The sequence below is a fragment of the Sphingobium fluminis genome (assembly GCF_037723805.1).
Classification (GTDB): Bacteria; Pseudomonadota; Alphaproteobacteria; order Sphingomonadales; family Sphingomonadaceae; genus Sphingobium.
This window is the reverse complement of the sequence record NZ_JBBJUK010000003.1, coordinates 1-18,057: the sequence shown is the minus strand read 5'-3', so window position 1 is coordinate 18,057 and position 18,057 is coordinate 1. Positions and strand designations below refer to the sequence as shown.

The window sequence follows — 18,057 nt, the reverse complement described above, 5'->3', positions numbered from 1 at the left end:
CGGAGCGAGGCTCCGGCCCAGACATCAGCAATCCGGCAAATCATCCAGGTTGTTCCGCGTCGTGGTATCGCGGTCGGTGCGGAGATATTTCCCCGTCGGACCGTTCACGACCCGAATTTTCGTTTCCGGGTAATGCGTCCAATTGACCCAATATTCATGGGTGTTGGTTTCGATGTCGCTGATCGCATCAACCTTGCTGCGGGGCGACCAACTTTCACCCGAATTACAAAGGCGGGTGATGTCGCCCTGCGAGTTCTTGCCGCTGGCGCGGACGTAGCGCTTGGCCATTTTTAGTTCTCCTTGACGGTAGTGTTGGGGCTAGCCTTCCCGTTCGCGGTGGTAACGTACCGCCCCGAGATGGCACTTCTGAAGTGGCTGCCTGATCCGCCGCTCCGCCCAGCGCTCTCGCGCAAGGTCGTGTTTGGATTGGCCTTGCCGTGGGTGGCGGTGACGTACCGCCCATTGATCGCGCTGCGGAAGCCGCCGCCTCGACCCTTGCTCATTGCGTTCTCCATCGTTGCCGCGACTCGTGTTTATCGCTGCGGACAATGTGGAGGGCTCGGGCGACAGATCATGTCGCATGGCGATTGTAGGGAGAAGAAAGGCAAAACAGTCACTCGCCGTCAGCTTTCAGTCTGTCGAACAGCGTGGTTCAGCCTAACGAGCGCTCACGCTTACGTTCACGGTTGAAAGCCGTGGTGCGCCAGTATCTAACCGCACTCACCGCATCGAACTTGGGCAAGTGAATGGCGCCAAGTCTCTCAGGAGACAGGTTCAGTGTTCTGCACGTCATACATCTGAGCGGACAACCGCGAATCCAAGCGATGGTCGAGTAGGGCCTGAAAGATGTGGCGGCAGCTCTCCGCTGTCGGGACGATCCGCCCGGTTTCATCGAAATCTATGTGCAGGTTCATCGCCACCGCATGCTGCCGAAGGTTGCCCATGAACGCGGCGTCTTTATAGTGTCCCTTCTCTCGGATCGCGAGAGCCCGCCGAAGGTGCATCTTGTTCGCCCCCACGAACTCCGCGATCGGCCCCATGTCAGCGAATACCGCGGCAAATTCGTTCTCGTTCTGAAGCTCTACGAACGCCTCGACATGCCCGGCTTTGTAGGCCAGCACAGTCTCAAAGCTCTTTTTGCTGGAGATGAAAATTCGATCATCAAATATGAAGAAGTCGAAATATGGTTCGATATTGAACGTCGGGTTTTCGTCTAGATCCAGCTCGTCGTCCGAATAAACCACTTTGATGATGCCGCCGGATTTGCGCGAACTCCAAGATTGGTCTGCGCGCCGGACGGCCAGCATCGTACCTTCCTCGCCTACAAATTTAATTGCATAAAACTTGGAATTCCTAAGCTCCTTGAGCTTCGTCACTTTCTTCGCAAGCGTTTCATTTACAACTTGTGCGGCGATTAGATGGGCGTACGTCTCATCCGTCATAATCGTAAGGGCGCTGCCTTCATTATTCTGGACGAGGATGTCGTACTCGATCGTCTCGGAGATGCCGTCTAGGCTCCCTACGACAGCCTCCTTCACGGCGTCGTCCAGAGCATCGGTCGTGCCGATCCAATGCCCGGTAAATTTGGGAATGCCGTCGTTCGTCGATGTCTTGAATACCCACACGGAGACGGTTGCCTCGCCTATGTCAAAAGCCTTTAGGTCCGCTAATTCTGCCATGGGTTTCCCAATCTATGCCTTCACAACCATCACGTCTTGAAGGCTGCCCTGCCTATAGGTTTCCGATGGCCCGATTTCGGTCGACGAAAGTATACGACCGGTCAGGACGTCAGTGCTCCCGAGATGACTATATTTGACCTCAAAAAGCTTCCATCCGAGGACCGCAAGGATCGGGTTCAACGCTATTTGGCCAGATTTGTAGGTTATCCAAAATAGCCAGACCAAGAAGATTGCAAAGCCCAAAAGTTTGGCCGGATCGCCGAAGTCGAGACTGATAAAAGACAGTACGTATGGAATCACATAATTGATGAGATCAGCCGGAATGTGCTTTGATTCTACGATTGAAATCTTGTGCTTCGTCGGAAGAATTCGCAGCGCCAATAGGCTAGCGAGAAAGCAAAGAGCACAGACGACGATCGCCGTCACCGACGCGAAAGGATGCCTCAGAGGGCTCGCGCAGTCAAAATGGACGAGATCGCGGAGCGGGCAAGCGCCTCTCCCCAGAGCCGGAAAATCGAGATCCTGACCCATCAAGATCACGCTCAGCGGGAGGTAGGAACCGAGGAAGACGACGGCGGCAGAAGTCTTCCAGAGTTGCATGCCCGCTCCCATTCCAACCTGGACCGTCCACGATTTTCGTCCACCACGGAGCACGAGGCACTAACATGCAGGTGCGCTTGGGTCTAGCGGTGTTCCCGATCCGTTTCCCACCCCTTAGACTGACAATTGATATCCAAGGACCATAATATGGGCCGTTGGCGATCAATCGCACCTGTGCAGCTTACTCGGGGGGCGCTCAAACCGCCGACCGATGATGCGATCCTCAAGTACCCGCGTTCGCGCCCTGCGCGATCACCGGTTGATAGGCGTAAGACCGCTCAGATCGAGCCGATCGTGCGTCATACCGAGCGCATTTCACAGCCGGCGCGCCTGTAATGGCATGACCTGACGTCGATGGCTTTTAACGAGATCGTATCCTGGAACTCGGCTCCTTGCTGGCACGCGACCATAGGGAAAACCGAGCATCTTATAAAATATCCCGTCATCGGCGAAGCAGATTTGCGGGTCGGCGTCGTTTCCAGTACCGCCGACCCAGGAGTTTAGGCGGCCTCCCAAACCTGATTCAAAATTTGCGCTGCGAGCGCTGATTTGTCCTGCGGAAGAAACCTTCCGTAGTGCCGGGCAACCATATCTGGCGTGTCCTGAATGGCATAGCTCGCCTGCTCGTACGATCCTGTCTGTTTGAGGATATGAGTCGCTAAGACGTCACGGACGTTATGCGGCCCATGCGGTAGCAGCCCTTTAATCGCTCCCCGTCCGGTGTAAGGATTGAAGACGCCGTAGCGCTGCGTGATCAACCGCCAAGCCTCGTAGAAGGTGTTTTGATCATATTCGGCGCTTCCGCTGGTAGCTTTCACGGTCTTGACGAAGAACGTCCCCGGATCGCTTGCTCCGCTAAGGAGCGCAGCGCGATGGGTCTCAATGTATCGGGCTATATGACCGTACAAGCCACCTAGATCGGGCAGAACGAGCCTAAACGGCTTACCGCCGAAAAAGGACGATCCGGAATTTTTGAACGCGATTGAGGGAACGACGATTTCCCAGCCTTGCGCCCGCTCGCTCCAGCGGAGTTCCCCGCGCCTTAAAGTTTCAAGCTGCCTATCTGACCTCGGTATCTGATTGCGCGGACAGACCATCAACTGGCGCAAATTCTTCTGCCGGAGCCCTGAGTGAAGCCCCAACCGGATCATCAAAAAAGACCGGACTGCTTCTGCCGCTGGACGAGGATAACGGCCACTGTCGGGCATCAGGCGTAGGATTTCCTCGGTGATCTTTCGATATTCTCCTAGCGGGCTGTCCGCCTCCAGCACAGGCATGATCGGCTCGAACGGATCGCGGTGAACCCGCGATACGCGATCGATCTCCTTGGCGCGGGCAGCAGCGTGGACATAAAGGATTTCGCAAGCGCCCGCCCAATCGGCGCGTGCAGTCTCGATGTCCTCCGGCGATATCAATCCTTCGATCGGACATAGACGGTCCGCGAGCCGGGGCGTCTGACGCAGCCACCCGGTATCAACCCTTGCCAGCGCCATGCCCAGACGAAGCATGTCGAGTTCCCAATGCGTGTAGAACCCCCGCCTTCGCTCGCGCCATTGCACATACCAGTCCCAAACCTTGGGAAAGACCAGCATCGCGAAACTCAGGTCCGATCGGCGCACCCCATATCCCGCAATAGCGCTTCTCGGAGAAGCGGCCAGCGCGCCGAACATCAAGCCAAGATGTTCGACCTTTTGGGAGGATGTCTCCTCGCCCCAAACGCCGCTCCGTTGAAAGCCTATATCGGTGAGGGTCGCGGTCTTGAAACGGAGAAGGTCTCGCATCTCATTTTCCAAGCTGGATGGCGCGTCCGAAGCGTAGGAAACGAGGTCCGCGTCGCTATCCTCTTCCAAAGCTGGATTGAAGACCGGCCGTCCTGTCTGAGATTTACGCCCCGTGAGCGCCGGAAACCGGATCGCGTATCGATGCTTTGCAGCGGCGGCTTGATACCGGCGATATTCGGTTGCGCCGGAGATAATGACGGTCCTGACCCATGTGAGAATTTCAGTTCGCTCGGCCTCGCTGCGAAGATTGAAATCGTCCGGCAAATGCCAGGACAGTCGACGCTGTTCGGAGGCGGCAACGCCGATCAGCGCATGTCCTGTCGGCGCACGCCCTGGGTGGGGTAGCTTACTTTTGAAATAGCCACTTGGTAGGTCATAGCGTTGCTCTATCCGGGCCAGAATTTCGAGGCTGGCGACGCTACGCGGAGCCTTCTTCCCTTCCGCCCACGTTCTCAACGTAACCCTGTCGAACGTGTCTCCCGCCCGGATAATCGCCTTGTAAAGCTGGTAATGGGATTCGTCGTGACGTTCTAACTGGAGATTGAGCGCAGCGTGAAAGTTTGCGGGATCGATCCACTCCCCAAATCGGGCGACAGGCTTCTCGGCAAACGGGATAGATTTAGGGCCGCGCTTGGAATGTGCAGGCTTCACGACCGGGCGGCCTGCCCGGCTTACTTTGGATGACATCAGTTTCGGGTCCATTCGATATGTGTCGGCCTAGCGGGATGCTCGGCCCACCCGTCAATGCGGGATGGCCCCCTCACCCTAAAATCGACGGATGGACAGTGACTTAGGCATCATCCTTGATCGCCACCTCCGCTAAATCGCAGACCGTTGATCGATAGAATGGCATTCTAAAGATCAAATTTGACGCTCTTTTGAGCGGTAGAAGCGCGATGAATTGCCCTCGCATCTGTTCGCCAGCAAAAATTCCTGTCCCGACAACCCCAACATGTCGACGCTGAACTCGTCCGGCTGCGTCGAATTATCCTTCTAATTGGGCATGGGAACACAATGGGCTTGATCCTCTCCCGTGAGGCGATGCACGAGGAATATCATGCGGCTTTGGATTTTAAGCGATCTGCATATTGAGCAGTCGGTTTGGGAGTTGCCTTACCCACCTCCGGATTTCGATGTCTTGATCGCCGCCGGCGACATTCACGATCCGGCGAGTAATGGTATTCGATGGATGGCCGAACGCATAGATAGACCGATCGTGTATGTGATGGGCAATCACGAATGGTATGCCCACAAACACAGGTTCACCGTCGCGGAGGAGGTTATCCGCGCCCGTGAGCTTGCTGAACAACTCGGCGTCCATCTACTCCTCGACGAATCGGTGGAAATCGAAGGGGTACGCTTCCTCGGTGCCAGTCTTTGGACCGACTACGACCTTTACGGTACGCGACGCCTGTCGATGGACGTCGCCGCCTCAATGATGAACGATCATCGTCTCATCTTCCCGGACAAAGAATCTGAACCATTGCGGCCGCAGCAAGCGCGCGAGTGGCATAAGGCTTCCATTTCATGGCTAAAGGAGAGACTGCGCCCAGGCGCATTTGATGGCGCAACCGTGGTGGTCACGCATCACCTCCCCCACCCCCGATCGATCGCATCGCATTACGCGGGGGATAGTCTGAACCCGGCCTTTTGCTCTGACCTCTCGCAGCTCGTCGAAGCGTCCGGCGCTAGGGTCTGGGTTCACGGTCACACTCACTCCAGCTTTGATTACAAAATTGGCGACACCCGAATTGTTTGCAATCCGAAGGGCTACGGTCCGTTCAAGCTCGGAGGTCGCCCAGAGAATTTGGCGTTCGATCCTTTCAAAGTGGTCGAAATCTAAGAGCGCCATTATGTATCCTCCGCTGGAAACTAGGGTAGTTTGCGGAAGGTCGGGTTTGGGCAGGCCTTGGGACATTTTGCTCTGTCCGCTTCGGAGTCCAACCAATTGGTTGACGGACGTTCCCAGCAGGCATTGTGACGAATAGCCCGCGACAGCAATACGTCATGTATCGGCGTCCCTGCGACTATAATTTTGTATGGAAGCGGACGTTCCTTGGATAACCTCTCAATCTTGGGCCGCTGATCACCCTTAGGCATTCCCGGCAAGCCTTGCAGCATCAACTACCGGCAGAATCTATCTCTCGTTGAGTTTCGTTACGTTCCTGAGTGAACAAAGGCGGTCGATCACCGACCGACAGCAACAACAGGTGAGGGGCACAAGCGGACGATCGCTCGGATTCCCGGCTAAGAGCAGGGCCGACCTTGGATTTCAAACGTAAACGATCGTTAGTTCACATGGAGGGGAGATCGGTCCGCGATGTCCGCGCGGCCGTTCCGAACGGTCCGCTGGTGGCGAGCGGGCCTACCTGAGACTATCACTAGCTCGCATCTACCAGACTCTTCCGGCCAGGGAAAATGTCCAGAAGCCAGTGAAAATGCGAGAGATATCTATCCCGCGGGGCGTAACCAAAAACGCCTAAAGGTGATATCAATGCATCTTCGTCATCGACGAACGGGAGGGCAATCGCCTATGGTACCGTGGGGCAACTGGGCGCAATGTTTATGGGGGTGGCGGCGTGAACTTTTTCTTCGTGAGGACAACGCCAGCGCACCGTTTCAATCAATCGCGCATCGCCGGGCTTGAATTAGCGAGGGACGAAGTTGCGCGTTGAACATCTTCCCTGCGGGCCTTTTGCAAACCGGAGCGAGGAACTCGCTTATCGCGCCGTCGACGCCCATTTTCGGGCAGCGGTTGGCGAGGGCACCGTTTATGTTCTGACCAACCTGGCCCATGCGCTGAAGTCCGACGGTCAGCCTGACGAAATCGATCTGGTCGTGATTGGTCCTGGTGGCGCGACGGCGATCGAGGTCAAGCATTGGGATATTGGGCGGTTGAAGGGCCGTGCGCGCGAGTTCGAGCATCATGCCGACCTCATCACGACTAAGGCCAAGCGTGTCGCTACGCGCTTGCGACGCCTCTATCCCGAGCTCGGCTACGTAGCAGCAGGCATGTTGCTTACCACCGGGCCGAAAACGGCTCGCCGCGATGGACAACTGCCCTCTGTCCGAGGGGTCAAGCTATACGGTCTGGTAGACCTCGAAGAGGCATTTGCGGACATCCTTACGGACCGCGCGATCGTTGATACCCAGCGGCTGGCGAAGGAACTCGCGCCTTATGAGCTTTCCGTCACACGCGGTGAGTTGAGGCGCCTCGGCCGCTATGCCCAGCTTCAACGCCTATCACCGGCTGAAGATCAGTTCGTGCGCGTCTATTCCGCGCAGGATGTCAGCGGTGGCGACCATGTTACAATCTACCTGTATGATTTATCAGCCAGCAGCGCCTCAAACGCGGAGAATCTGGCCCGCCGTGAATTCGACACTGTCCGCCGGTTTCAGAAATCGCCCGCACTTCCAAGCCTGGTCGACAGCTTTCAAGCGTTGCCCGACTATGCAGGTGAGCTGTTTTTCTTTTCGACCGCTGATAGCGCTGCGACGTCCATCGCTGAGGCGTCTACGGATCTGGATTGGACAATGGCTGGCCGGCTTGCCTTCGCCACGGCAGCTTTGCGCGAACTCTCAGATCTCCACGAGCCCACTCTGGACGGAGAAACGCTTGTTCACCGCTCTCTAACGCCGGAAACAGTGCGCGTTCGTTCGGACGGGCGGCCATTGTTCGCCGGATGGCGGTGGGCGAGATTGCCAAAGGCGGAGACGATTGCTGGCGCTGGCGCGAATGTCAGCGCTGACCAATATGCTGCGCCCGAGGTTCTACGGTCTGGCCTTGCCACGGCCGATGTACGGTCGGACGTGTACAGCCTTTGTAAGGTGCTTCTGGAACTCTTTGCAGGCGGCTCTGCCGAGGCCGACCACGCCTGTGTAATCCTGCAGCAGGGACTTAGCGACGCGCCCGCGCATCGAGTGCCCGCGCGCGAGATCGCCGACGCTCTGACAGCGGGAGCCGTTGTTCCAAGCCAAGCGAATCCCCCTAAATCACCGCTTCATTGGGACGAGGGAGCGATCATCGAATGGAATGATGAGCGGTTTCGGGTCGTTTCAAGACTTGGCGAGGGGGCGGCGGGCCGGACGTTCAAGCTTGAGCAACTCGATGGCCAGACTGACGAACCGATAGGCACATTTGTTGGCAAGGTTGTCCTCAATCCCGAGGTCGGCGAGACGGCACTGATCGCCTATCGCAAGATACGCTCCATCGCCGATCACTCAGCCTTGTCCGGAATCTATCAGACCGCGGCCAAATGGCGAGCCGACACCCTGGTGGCCTTGCTGAAGTGGCGACCCGGTGACCCGCTTGATAACCTCCGTGGCGAATATGTCGGCCTCCTTGCTGATGAACTCCAGGACGATTCCCCGCTCGATGCACAGTCGCTGATCCTCAACTGGGCTAAGGTGCTCTGTGAAGGACTGAACGCTCTTCACGTCCAGAACTGGGTGCATGGGGATGTCAGCCTCTCCAACATTCTCGTCGATGGCCGGACCGCATGCCTGATCGATTTCGATCTCGCTCGACCCGTCGGGGAGGTGATCAACAGCCCTGGAACGACACTCTATGCCTCACCCGAGCGGCGGGCGCTACGGCCCGCGACGCCGGCAGACGACGTCTTTGCCTTGGCGGCAAGCCTGTACCATGCGCTGACAGACCAGCATCCATTTCTCTTTGAGGGGATCCGTCGCGATGGGGCCGGAGTGGCTTGGTCACAAGAGGATCGTTCCCGATTCCCGTTGTTCGCACAGTTCGCCGACCGGGCCTGCGATCCCGACCCATCTCGCCGTTTCACCGGAGCCGGCCAGGCCTTGGATGCCTTGCGGCAGCTCGATCGCGCTTCTGCTGGAACGGTGGATGCACCCATAGCATCGACTGAACCCGAACCTCTTCGTCCAATGGTCGTACCTCGCGTCACCGAGATTCTCAGATCCTATCCGGGCTCCCGTTTTGGGAACGCCGAAACGCGTGGTCTAGATTCTTCATTTGCAGCAGACACTTATGTCGAAACCGGGCTTGACCGGATGCTTGGCCCCGCCATTCTGGCTGGCGATCTTGCTCTGGTAATCCTGTGCGGAAATGCCGGTGACGGAAAGACCGCACTTCTGCAGCGCTTGGCATCACAGCTGGGCATCGACGACCTCCGTTCGGAGCGCCGCGTGCACGATGCGTTGATTGGCGGCCTGAAAATCAAGATCAACCTCGATGGTGCCGCATCGTGGAATGGCCGCTCTGCCGACGAATTGCTCGACGAGATTTTTGAGCCCTTCCACGAAAAAGCACCGACGAATCGTATTCATCTTGTCGCTGTCAACGATGGCCGCCTGATGGAATGGATTAAATCCTACGAGCAAAGGAACGGCCAGAGCCGGCTCACACAGCAACTTGCCGACGCGCTTGGGCGTGAAGGCGAGGGGCTTGATGCCCATGTTCGATTGATCGAGCTCAACTTCCGGTCGCTGGTCGGCGGAATTGAGGACGGGGTCGATCAGGTATCCACGCAATTCGTGGATCAAATGATCGCCAAGTTGGTCGGCGGATCGAACGCACCGAAAATCTGGGAGGCGTGCAACCGCTGCACGGCTCAGTCACGCTGCTCCATGCAAGCCTCTGCTGCGATGATGGGCGCCAGCCGTGATCCCAGCACTTTGGCACGCGGAGCCCTGTTGCGGACGCGCCTGACGGATGCCCTGCAAGCAGTCCATCAGCGCAATGAGGTCCACATTACTGCCCGAGAGCTCAAGGCGGCGCTGAGCTATATCCTGTTCGGAATTTACGCCTGCGATGATCTGCATGAAGACGTTTCGATCGGAAAGCACGAACCAGCTGACTATTGTTTCGATCCATCAGCGCCGCGACGGCAAGGAGAGTTGTTGCGGGAACTCACGCGGCTTGATCCGGCGCTCGATGCCAATGCCCGTATAGACCGCTACTTGTTGAGTCCGGCCGCGCCCGATCCCGCACACGGAGCCCCTCGTTTTCCCGAGGCGACCCTCCGAAGCGCGCGACGCCGAGGTTATTTCTCCTGGAACGCGGATCAGATTTCAAAGGTTGGCCGGAGCATCGATGCGCTGGGCCTCCATGGTGGACGCCATCTCGCGGATTTCAGGGATTTCCCTCTATTGTCCGATGAACGCATAACCCAGATACGAGATGAGCTTTGCCGCGGTCTTTCGCGGCTCGAAGCACTACCCGACATTGCCTTCCGGGATCGTGAGTTCGTTCCCGTTCGTATCGTCCCACGAACTCCGACCGAAAGTTCCTTCTGGGTCGCGAAGCCCCTTGATCGGTTCACGCTGGCGGCCGAAGAATTTGCGCGCGCGCCAGGCCTCGAGACGCTTCATCGACATCTCGTGCTAAGTTACTGGCTTTCAAACGATCGTGTCGAGCGCCTCATCGTACCGCTCGACCTCTTCACGCTGCTGCGGGAACTCGCGGAAGGCGTCCAGATCCTCGATGCTTTTTCGGACGATGTTTTCGCCAACCTCGCGATTTTCACTCAGCGGCTGGCCCAGGAAGATGAACGGGGAATGCGGGCATGGAATCCAGCAGATGAAGAGCGTGTCTACACGGTTGGCATCGACATGAACTCTATTGGTCAGATCATCACGCTTGAGCGTGCTGAAATGAGGGTCTGAACCATGGCGAGTGAAGCCCGGAAAACTGTCGAAAACGCCCTTGGCAATCACATGACGGCCAAGATCTGGACCGGCAACTATGCACCGGTTTTCCCTTTCACGCCCCAGGATTTTGCAATCGGGGCGCTGATGCCGATGATCCTGTATTTGTTTCGTTGGGGGCATCGGCGCGGTAGGGGCAAATTCAACAGCTCATTCGGGCCCGATGGCGGCAAGCCGACGATCCGGAGCGTGGCTGACGTTCTTGCCCAAAGCGAGGTCCTTGCTGGCTTCGATACCGAAACCGGTCGAACCATCCTCGGCGACCTACTTTTGACCGCGATCCTCGAAAACAGACGACATGCGGAAGGGCATGACGAGCAGGTCCAACGCTGCTTCGCGCCGCACTATATGGCTTCGTGGATTGACCTCCCGGTGGATGCTGCCAACCTGCGTGGCGTCCCCGAAATGATCGTTGCGCTGGTTGCCGATCAACCCAAAGGCGCCAACCTCGAACTTGACGCCCGCGGTGGCCGCTATCCTGTTGGCGCCCGGATAGCGGATAATGAGTTCGTCGCCGCCTTTGCACCAGGGGTATCGGTCGACGGCGATCTTAGGACCAACTTGCGATCCGACAAATTCAGCGAAGAGACCACCGTCGGCCTAGACCAGTTGCTGACTGTACGGATGGCGCAACTTTGCGGCGAGGCCCCAAGCAAGGCCGTTGGGAAGGGGCAGCCCGGTCCGATTCCCAATCAGCGTCCAATCGCGAGCAAGGCGGCTGCCCAGTTCCGTAAAGATCTCCTCGTTTTCTTTGAGAGCTACGGCCGCGACGGCACGATTCCTCGCTTATCGCTCCTCCCAATGCTCGAAAGCGCCATCGCCGTTGGGCTTTCCACGATCATTCTCTCGACCGTTCGCATACTCGAGCATTGGCTCACCGAAGGTAATGTGCCGGAGCAGAACGAGCAGCAGCCATGGGAGCGGTTCGTCGATTGCTCGGGCTCGGCTGATCCGCAATTGCGAGACGCGTCGGAACAATCGGGCGATCTCGCCCGGCGTCAATTGCAGCGTTTGTCGACGATACTCATGTATTTGCGTCTACTGGACTTTTTTGTCAGCACGGAGTCGGATCTCGCATCACAGAAGAACGGTCTGCCACCCAAAGAGCCCGATGCTACCGAATGGCTCAATCTACTCGGATCACTGGCTCGCGGTGCCCATGACGAATCACGCGATGCCGAGAAATTCTTTCGCAATTCCGCCCGCAAACTGGTGCAGGCGTCTGATCCCGAGCAGCCAACGGATCTACGTCTCGACATCCTTGAGAACGAAACGGACGGACGCAAGCACGGGGTACGGCTTGCTGAAGCGCTGACGCTCGCACTGGAACAATCTTCCAAGAGCCGAATCCAGGAGAGCTTTCACGCGGCTCTCATGACCGATGAACCTCACGGCCTGGCCCGTCGCCGCCGTATTACCTTGCGCAAGGCACTGCCCAGCGGTCGAAAGACGATGGACGCAATCTCATTCGTCCTTTCCAACACGGCACTCGAGTATCTGGTGCACCGCCATCTGAGAAGGGACGGAAAGGGCAACAAGCCAAAAGACCTCTCTTTTCCAGAGTTCCTGCAACTTTTGCGCGAGCGCTACGGATTTTACATCGATCAGCCGCCCCCAAATATGGCGGTCCCCAACGAACTCCTTCAACGAAACCGCCGAGTGCTGGAGCGTCGGCTACGCGATCTTGGCCTGCTCGTGGGCGTCAATGACGCCGAACGCATGAAGAAGCTGCGCACCCGCTACATCCCAAACGATGACATGGGCGAATCCCAAGAGGCAGTCGCCATATGATCACAGACGTTCACGCGGGCCATATTGCGACGGCGCTCGCGCAGATTCTTGGCGCGCCCGTGTCAGGTGAAATCGCGTTCCTTCGATGCCTCTCCTCCGAGCTTGTCGACGCATTGGTCGCTCCCCCGGGACTGATCGTTGACGGCTGGACAGTTCGGGCGGTGGTTGATGCGGCGGGTGAAAATCGGATTACGGCCGATGGGGCCGTCGAATTGCGCGAGAACAAGGCCGACCCTATTCTGTTCATAATCGACCCTCTTCGGGCCGGGGCAGGTCTGGATGGCATCTACAGTGCGGCGCGAGAGATCGGCGAAGCAGAGCTTTTCAGGGGCGCACAGGAGCGTGCACGCCGCCCGCTTTGGGGGAAGGGCGCTTTTCTCAGGGCTGCGCAACGTAGAGCTGAGCGTCTCGGGCGCCGGCACCTTTTAACGCCATTCCAGATTTTCGATTTTCTTGTGACCGCCGAGTCGGTGGGCGCTGGGGCAGCGGTGGCACGGCTGGGCCTCTGGCCAATAGCCATTGAAGGAGTTCCGGACGAGAACGACCTCGACCTGAGCGGAGCCCTCGCCGAGCGGCTGCTCTATGCACATGATGACCGTGCTATTGGTGATCGCGTCCGCGGTCTGCTGCTAGCGAATGACCCGGATGGCGACCAGGCTGCAGCGCTCGAATCCTTTCTACGAGATTCTGCTGGCCGCGGCCCTTTGCAAATTCTGAATTGTCTCAGTGGCAGGCCAGACCTCTGGCTTCGCGCGATCGATCCTCAGTTCACCGGTGCAGATGTACGTGCGCTCCGTCTGTCGTCGTGGCGGACTGGCGCGGGGAAATTGGTGGGCTGGTCAGGCCTGAGGCCCACCGAGGAAACGGGAGACGAGCGCCCCCGCCTGGTCCTGGATCGCACTGCGGCGACAAAGGATCAAGGCCGACTTGAAGTTCGCTGGGCTACAGAACCAGATGACTTGCCGCGCGGCGCGGTCGATTATCGCGTAGCCATTATGGCGGGCGAGGAAGAACTGGCTGAACAAACGGTTTCACACAAGGAGGTGAATCCTCAGCGGGCCGTGTTCTCCATCGAATACTTTGATCATCTGGGATCGGATGCCAAGTTCGAAGCATCTGTGCATATAAGTGCCATTGGAGCCATGGACGTTCCGGCCGTGCAGAGCGAGGAGTTTGTCCTTGAGTTTGGTGAGGCTGAAGGCAAATCCACGGCAGTTTCTGGCAAAGTCGAACGAAGCCTGATCGACGGCGCCATCGCGATTTTGAACCGAGCTGCTTTCGATGAAGCTGCGGACGTCAACCAACCTGCGTCGCGTGCCACGGAGGACAAGAAAGGGTTTATCAGTTGGAGCCTTCCGGGTGGTCGAAGCGCGCGGGTCCTACGCCCTACGCTCATACGGCAAGCCGAAGATGACTGGCAGCGTCTTGGCGGGCCGCCAGGACGATGGATATTGAAGGTCCGCTCCGATGGATCTCCCGTCGGCGGACTCGCCTTCGAGGCGCTGTCGTCCGGTACACTATCCTCTAATGTCTGGGACCGAGTGGTCGATAGCTGCCGAAAATTGGCTTCGGAGCTTGGACCGCTTGGCTTGCTGGCTCGAATTCAGGCGAGCCGGTGGCCTGCTGGCGAGGCATATACGAATGCGTGGGCGGCGGCGCTTGAGGCAGGGCCACCCGCTCTTTGTCTTCACGGAACCATTGAGGTGCGGTCACTATCTGGCCGGACATGGGGTCTCATCGCGACGCCGCTGCATCCGCTCCGCATGCTGTGGCACGCTGCATACGATCAGCTTCTCATTCATGCCCGCTACGAGCAGGGCATGACAGCTTCGTCCGTGCGCGCTGCGGTAAAGGATCTCGACGGTTCGAATTTTCCGGCAGTGCTTCCTGGAACGCCGAATATGCCGGGCTTTGTTTTTGCAGACATGCTGGGATTCCATGCCGTCGCTCTCACCGTGGACGGCGATCCGGAACCGAAGGCTGCAATCTCCTTGCTCTCGACCTGCCTCGGCGGTGGTACCCAGGAAATCGCTCCATCCATTGGCATAGAGAGCGCGGCCGTTCTGGCGAGAGAGATTCAGCACTATCTGGATTGCCACCATCGTGGCAGCGGCCTTGCCGGTGTCGGCCTCGACATGCTCCATATCCAGGCATGGCGACCTGGTGACGGAGCCACAGTCGCGCGCGCGCTCGGCGAGACGTTAAGGGCGGTTACGCCAGCAGCCGACGATGACGAAGAGCGAGAATCGGAACTCTGCTTCAAGCTGGATCTCATCCATCCCGAAGAGACCTCCTCCATATCTGGCAAATTCCTCAATGCAGTTGGACGCCGCCGTCGCACCGGCGGCGGCATCGTCAGCGCCGAGGATCGCTGGATGACGGAGACGGCGCGGCGGCCCGGAGAAATCGTCGCGCCGCGACTGCGCTGGGCGAAGCGATCCGAGTCAGACGTACCACGGACGAGTCACCTTGCTCTCGCATTCGACAGCTTCGAGACTCGGCTGACGATTCGCAAAGCCGAAGAGTTGGGAGATAGTCGGCCGCTCCACGCTTTCGGACTCAGCCGGGCATTGGAGCGCCGTGTGACCTTCGGCGAGGATACGGAATGGATCGTCTATGCCCCGCCGAAGACAGAAGGCGAAAAGGCACCTGAAAACCGAACCGGAATCGATCGCTTGCTCCGCATGGACGCCGCCATTGCCCGCGCGACGTCTCGATTCCTTGGTGGAGCAGCCGACGACTGGCCTGTTCTCAGGACGCGCCTTCCGCTGGCGGACCGTGGCCGCATCGACCTCATGCATGAACATAGCGACTGGGTAGTGACCGTCGATCGGAACGCATGTGTGGAATATTTTGATGCGCCAGTGGCGTTGCCCGACATCTATGAGCGGTTCGTTATCGACGCAATTCCTGAGCGTTCGGATCTCGGCGCCCTTCAGCTGGTCACCACGACGAGCAATCTGGAAGAAGTTCGTGCCCTCGTCGATGAAGCCCTCGGCGATATGGGGCTCAGCGGAAGCGAGCGGAACAGCCGCTTCCTGCTGCTGCACCTCAAGGCATTGTCAGGCAGGCTAGCGATAAGGCTGGCAAATCCAAGCTCTCGAACTGGTGAGATGATCTCTCTTGCCCTAATGCAAGCGCATTGTGCCCTTGCGGAGGATAGTAGCGGCCCATGGCTGGATCTGGGCCGAGGCTTCTTCGTGCCAGTGGACGAGATACTCGACGTGGCACCGGTGACTGGAAGCGAAGATGATGGCGAAGGCGGCCGCCGAGCCGACTTCATTCATGTTCAAACCACCGGACGCGGGGCGATCGAATTCCGCTTTGTCGAGGTCAAGCACCGGCTGCATCTGCGCACAGCGCGTCAACCCGAACTGTTCCAAGGGATGCTTGCCCAGACAGGCGACCTACGACGGAGGTGGTCAGCTTACTTTTTCTCCAAGGATCTGCATCCGCTTGAGCGTTCGCTTCGTCGCTCTCAGCTCGCACGAATCCTGCGCTTCTACCTTGAACGGGCCGCGCGCCATCGTCTCCAGCCAGCCGCAAAGACGCGGCTTCTGCGGGAGATCGATCAGATTGTGCTCAACGCCGACTATGTGCCGACCGAGATCGAGCAACCCGACATCGGTTACGTCTTTTGTCCCGAGCATCGCACCGGTGCGCCGGAACGCATCCAGGCGGCGGATGCCGAAGAAGCCAGGTTGTGGCTCTTTGGGCCGTCATTGCTGCCCGACGATCCGGGGACTCTGCCCTCGCCGCACGACCAAGGCCCACCAGAACCACTAGAAATGCCAGTGCCAATGCTGCTCCCAAACGAGGGTGTAACGAGCAGCAAATCCAACCTCGCGCAGGATGAGCCCCCGGTCGCAGCTGCGTCCTTTAGGTCTGAACCGGTCGATTGCTCTTCTGCCGGCGATCAGTCACCGCGACCGCTGGATCCCGCCGAGATCAACCTTGGTACTACGGCTGGTGGCCATGATGACGTGAACTGGCGACTGTCGATACGGGCCAATCCGCATTTGATGCTCGTCGGTCTTCCGGGAATGGGCAAAACAACCTGTCTGATCAACATATGTCGCCAGCTCAGTCGAGCGGGCATCTGCCCGATCATATTCTCATATCATGACGACATAGACGCCAAGCTCGCGGATGAACTAGGACCGCTGAATTTCGTCGATTATGACGGACTGGGCTTCAATCCGTTTCGGATCGACTCATCCCAGCCGACCGCGCATGTCGATGTTGCTGGGACCTTGCGCGACGTTTTCGGGGCGATCTTTCCCGACCTGGGGGATATCCAGCTCGAGGAGCTCAGACAGGCACTGAAGCAAAGCTATGACGATGCTGGATGGGCAGATCCTTCTCCATCCGGACGTCGGACACCCAGATTTCGCGCATTTTACGATATTCTCTGCGGGAAACCGAAGCCCAACGCCGGACTTCTCGCCCGATTGCGAGAATTGTCCGATTACGGATTCTTCGACGGCGTTGGAGAGAAACCCAGCCTGCTCGATGAGACGCGTCCCACGATCATCCGAATCCACGGGACAACGAATGGGATGCTACAGAACGCATTCTCGTCCTTCATTCTCTACAGTCTCTACAAGGATATGTTCAGGCGAGGAGTGCAAATGGGGCTGACGCACGCCATCATCTTCGACGAAGCCCATCGGGCAGCCCGTTTGAAGCTGATTCCACAGTTTGCGAAGGAGTGCCGGAAGTATGGCCTGTCATTGATATTAGCCTCGCAGGAAGCGAAAGACTTCAACTCGTCACTCTTCTCAGCCGTTGGCAACTACCTCACGATGCGTGTGACAGAAGCTGATGCCCGCACGCTGGCCCGAATGACGGGTGCTTCGGCAGACGAGAAGCAAACGGCCGACCGGCTCAAATCGCTTGAGCGATATAACGCTCTGTTCTTCGGGGAGGGACATCACAAACCAATCCGCGTGCATTTGGCGGAGTGAGAGCAAGACAGCATCCCGGAAGGCGTTCTAAGTGCACCAGCCGACGGGCAGACGACCACATCATTTGCAAGCCCATCGCATGCGGCCGCGTTTCGTGAGTTACACCGCACCATTCCCAGTGTCCGCGTCGTCTCCAAGAAGATCGTTAGGCAGCGGCACAACGGGCTGCAGACCGGGGAGGAGGCGAAGTATCTCGAAATATAACGCAGTTGTGTCCACCAACGATCCGAATAGATCATTAGTATTGCAGAGTAGCGTCAGGAGCAATCTCCTTCCTAACCGCACGGGGAAAGCGGCTGTTCCGCACTTGGGAATGGAAAATCGTTGGCTGAATGACATGGAAAGGTCGTCAGGTGACTGTCAGCTTTCTTGGTTGAGCCAGGATGCAAGATCGCGCTGGGCGTGGAGGACGCGCCAAACGTCAACGTAATTATCCCTCTCCAGATAGAAGATCAGAAAAGGGAACCGTGCAATTTTTCTGCTCCGCAGTCCCGGCACTTCCAACTCATGCCCGAAGCGCGGCGACCCTGTTCCGGGTCGAACGCTAATCGTACGATA

9 protein-coding genes are annotated in these 18,057 nt (G+C 58.0%); 4 read left to right on the top strand and 5 right to left on the bottom strand.

What is annotated here, in order from left to right; translation table 11 throughout:
- Positions 1-24 precede the first annotated feature (24 nt).
- The 4 genes from WG907_RS09355 to WG907_RS09340 form a co-directional block, all read right to left on the bottom strand.
- Entirely contained in the window at positions 25-288 is a 264-nt protein-coding gene (locus WG907_RS09355; RefSeq protein ID WP_340232513.1) for a DUF3892 domain-containing protein, read from the bottom strand.
- Positions 289-761: 473 nt separating this feature from the next.
- Positions 762-1,679, bottom strand: coding sequence for a Kiwa anti-phage protein KwaB-like domain-containing protein (locus WG907_RS09350; RefSeq protein ID WP_340232512.1), 918 nt, complete (start codon positions 1,677-1,679; stop codon positions 762-764).
- Between the two features lie 12 nt (positions 1,680-1,691).
- Positions 1,692-2,279, bottom strand: a complete 588-nt coding sequence (locus WG907_RS09345; protein ID WP_340232511.1) for a KwaA family protein — start codon at positions 2,277-2,279, stop codon at positions 1,692-1,694.
- Between the two features lie 500 nt (positions 2,280-2,779).
- The gene (locus WG907_RS09340) at positions 2,780-4,762 is read right to left on the bottom strand and encodes a hypothetical protein (protein ID WP_340232510.1); all 1,983 of its coding nucleotides are present in this window, start codon (positions 4,760-4,762) and stop codon (positions 2,780-2,782) included.
- A gap of 355 nt (positions 4,763-5,117) precedes the next feature.
- Here WG907_RS09340 and WG907_RS09335 point away from each other — a divergent pair, with 355 nt between their 5' ends.
- The 4 genes from WG907_RS09335 (at position 5,118) to WG907_RS09320 (ending at position 17,499) form a co-directional block, all read left to right on the top strand.
- The gene (locus tag WG907_RS09335; RefSeq protein WP_340232509.1) at positions 5,118-5,903 is read left to right on the top strand and encodes a metallophosphoesterase; all 786 of its coding nucleotides are present in this window, start codon (positions 5,118-5,120) and stop codon (positions 5,901-5,903) included.
- A gap of 821 nt (positions 5,904-6,724) precedes the next feature.
- Positions 6,725-10,699, top strand: coding sequence for a protein kinase domain-containing protein (locus tag WG907_RS09330; RefSeq protein WP_340232508.1), 3,975 nt, complete (start codon positions 6,725-6,727; stop codon positions 10,697-10,699).
- Between the two features lie 3 nt (positions 10,700-10,702).
- A complete protein-coding gene (locus tag WG907_RS09325) occupies positions 10,703-12,532 on the top strand; it encodes a methylation-associated defense system protein MAD7 family protein (RefSeq protein WP_340232507.1) in 1,830 nt (609 codons plus the stop codon).
- Complete coding sequence (locus WG907_RS09320; RefSeq protein WP_340232506.1) at positions 12,529-17,499, top strand: ATP-binding protein; 4,971 nt, start codon at positions 12,529-12,531, stop codon at positions 17,497-17,499. The genes WG907_RS09325 and WG907_RS09320 overlap by 4 nt, the downstream gene beginning before the upstream one ends.
- Before the next feature lie 360 nt (positions 17,500-17,859).
- On the opposite strand, the gene WG907_RS09315 is transcribed toward WG907_RS09320, so the two are convergent.
- Positions 17,860-18,057, bottom strand: a 198-nt coding sequence (locus tag WG907_RS09315) for a type II toxin-antitoxin system RelE/ParE family toxin (protein ID WP_445326796.1), incomplete at its 5' end; no start/stop codon positions are given.

Bases quoted from the DNA above. Each gene is read 5' to 3' on its own strand.
- WG907_RS09340 (WP_340232510.1), bottom strand. From the start codon at position 4,762: ATGGACCCGAAACTGATGTCATCCAAAGTAAGCCGGGCAGGCCGCCCG.
- WG907_RS09355 (WP_340232513.1), bottom strand. From the start codon at position 288: ATGGCCAAGCGCTACGTCCGCGCCAGCGGCAAGAACTCGCAGGGCGAC.
- WG907_RS09325 (WP_340232507.1), top strand. From the start codon at position 10,703: ATGGCGAGTGAAGCCCGGAAAACTGTCGAAAACGCCCTTGGCAATCAC.
- WG907_RS09345 (WP_340232511.1), bottom strand. From the start codon at position 2,279: ATGCAACTCTGGAAGACTTCTGCCGCCGTCGTCTTCCTCGGTTCCTAC.
- WG907_RS09320 (WP_340232506.1), top strand. From the start codon at position 12,529: ATGATCACAGACGTTCACGCGGGCCATATTGCGACGGCGCTCGCGCAG.
- WG907_RS09335 (WP_340232509.1), top strand. From the start codon at position 5,118: ATGCGGCTTTGGATTTTAAGCGATCTGCATATTGAGCAGTCGGTTTGG.
- WG907_RS09350 (WP_340232512.1), bottom strand. From the start codon at position 1,679: ATGGCAGAATTAGCGGACCTAAAGGCTTTTGACATAGGCGAGGCAACC.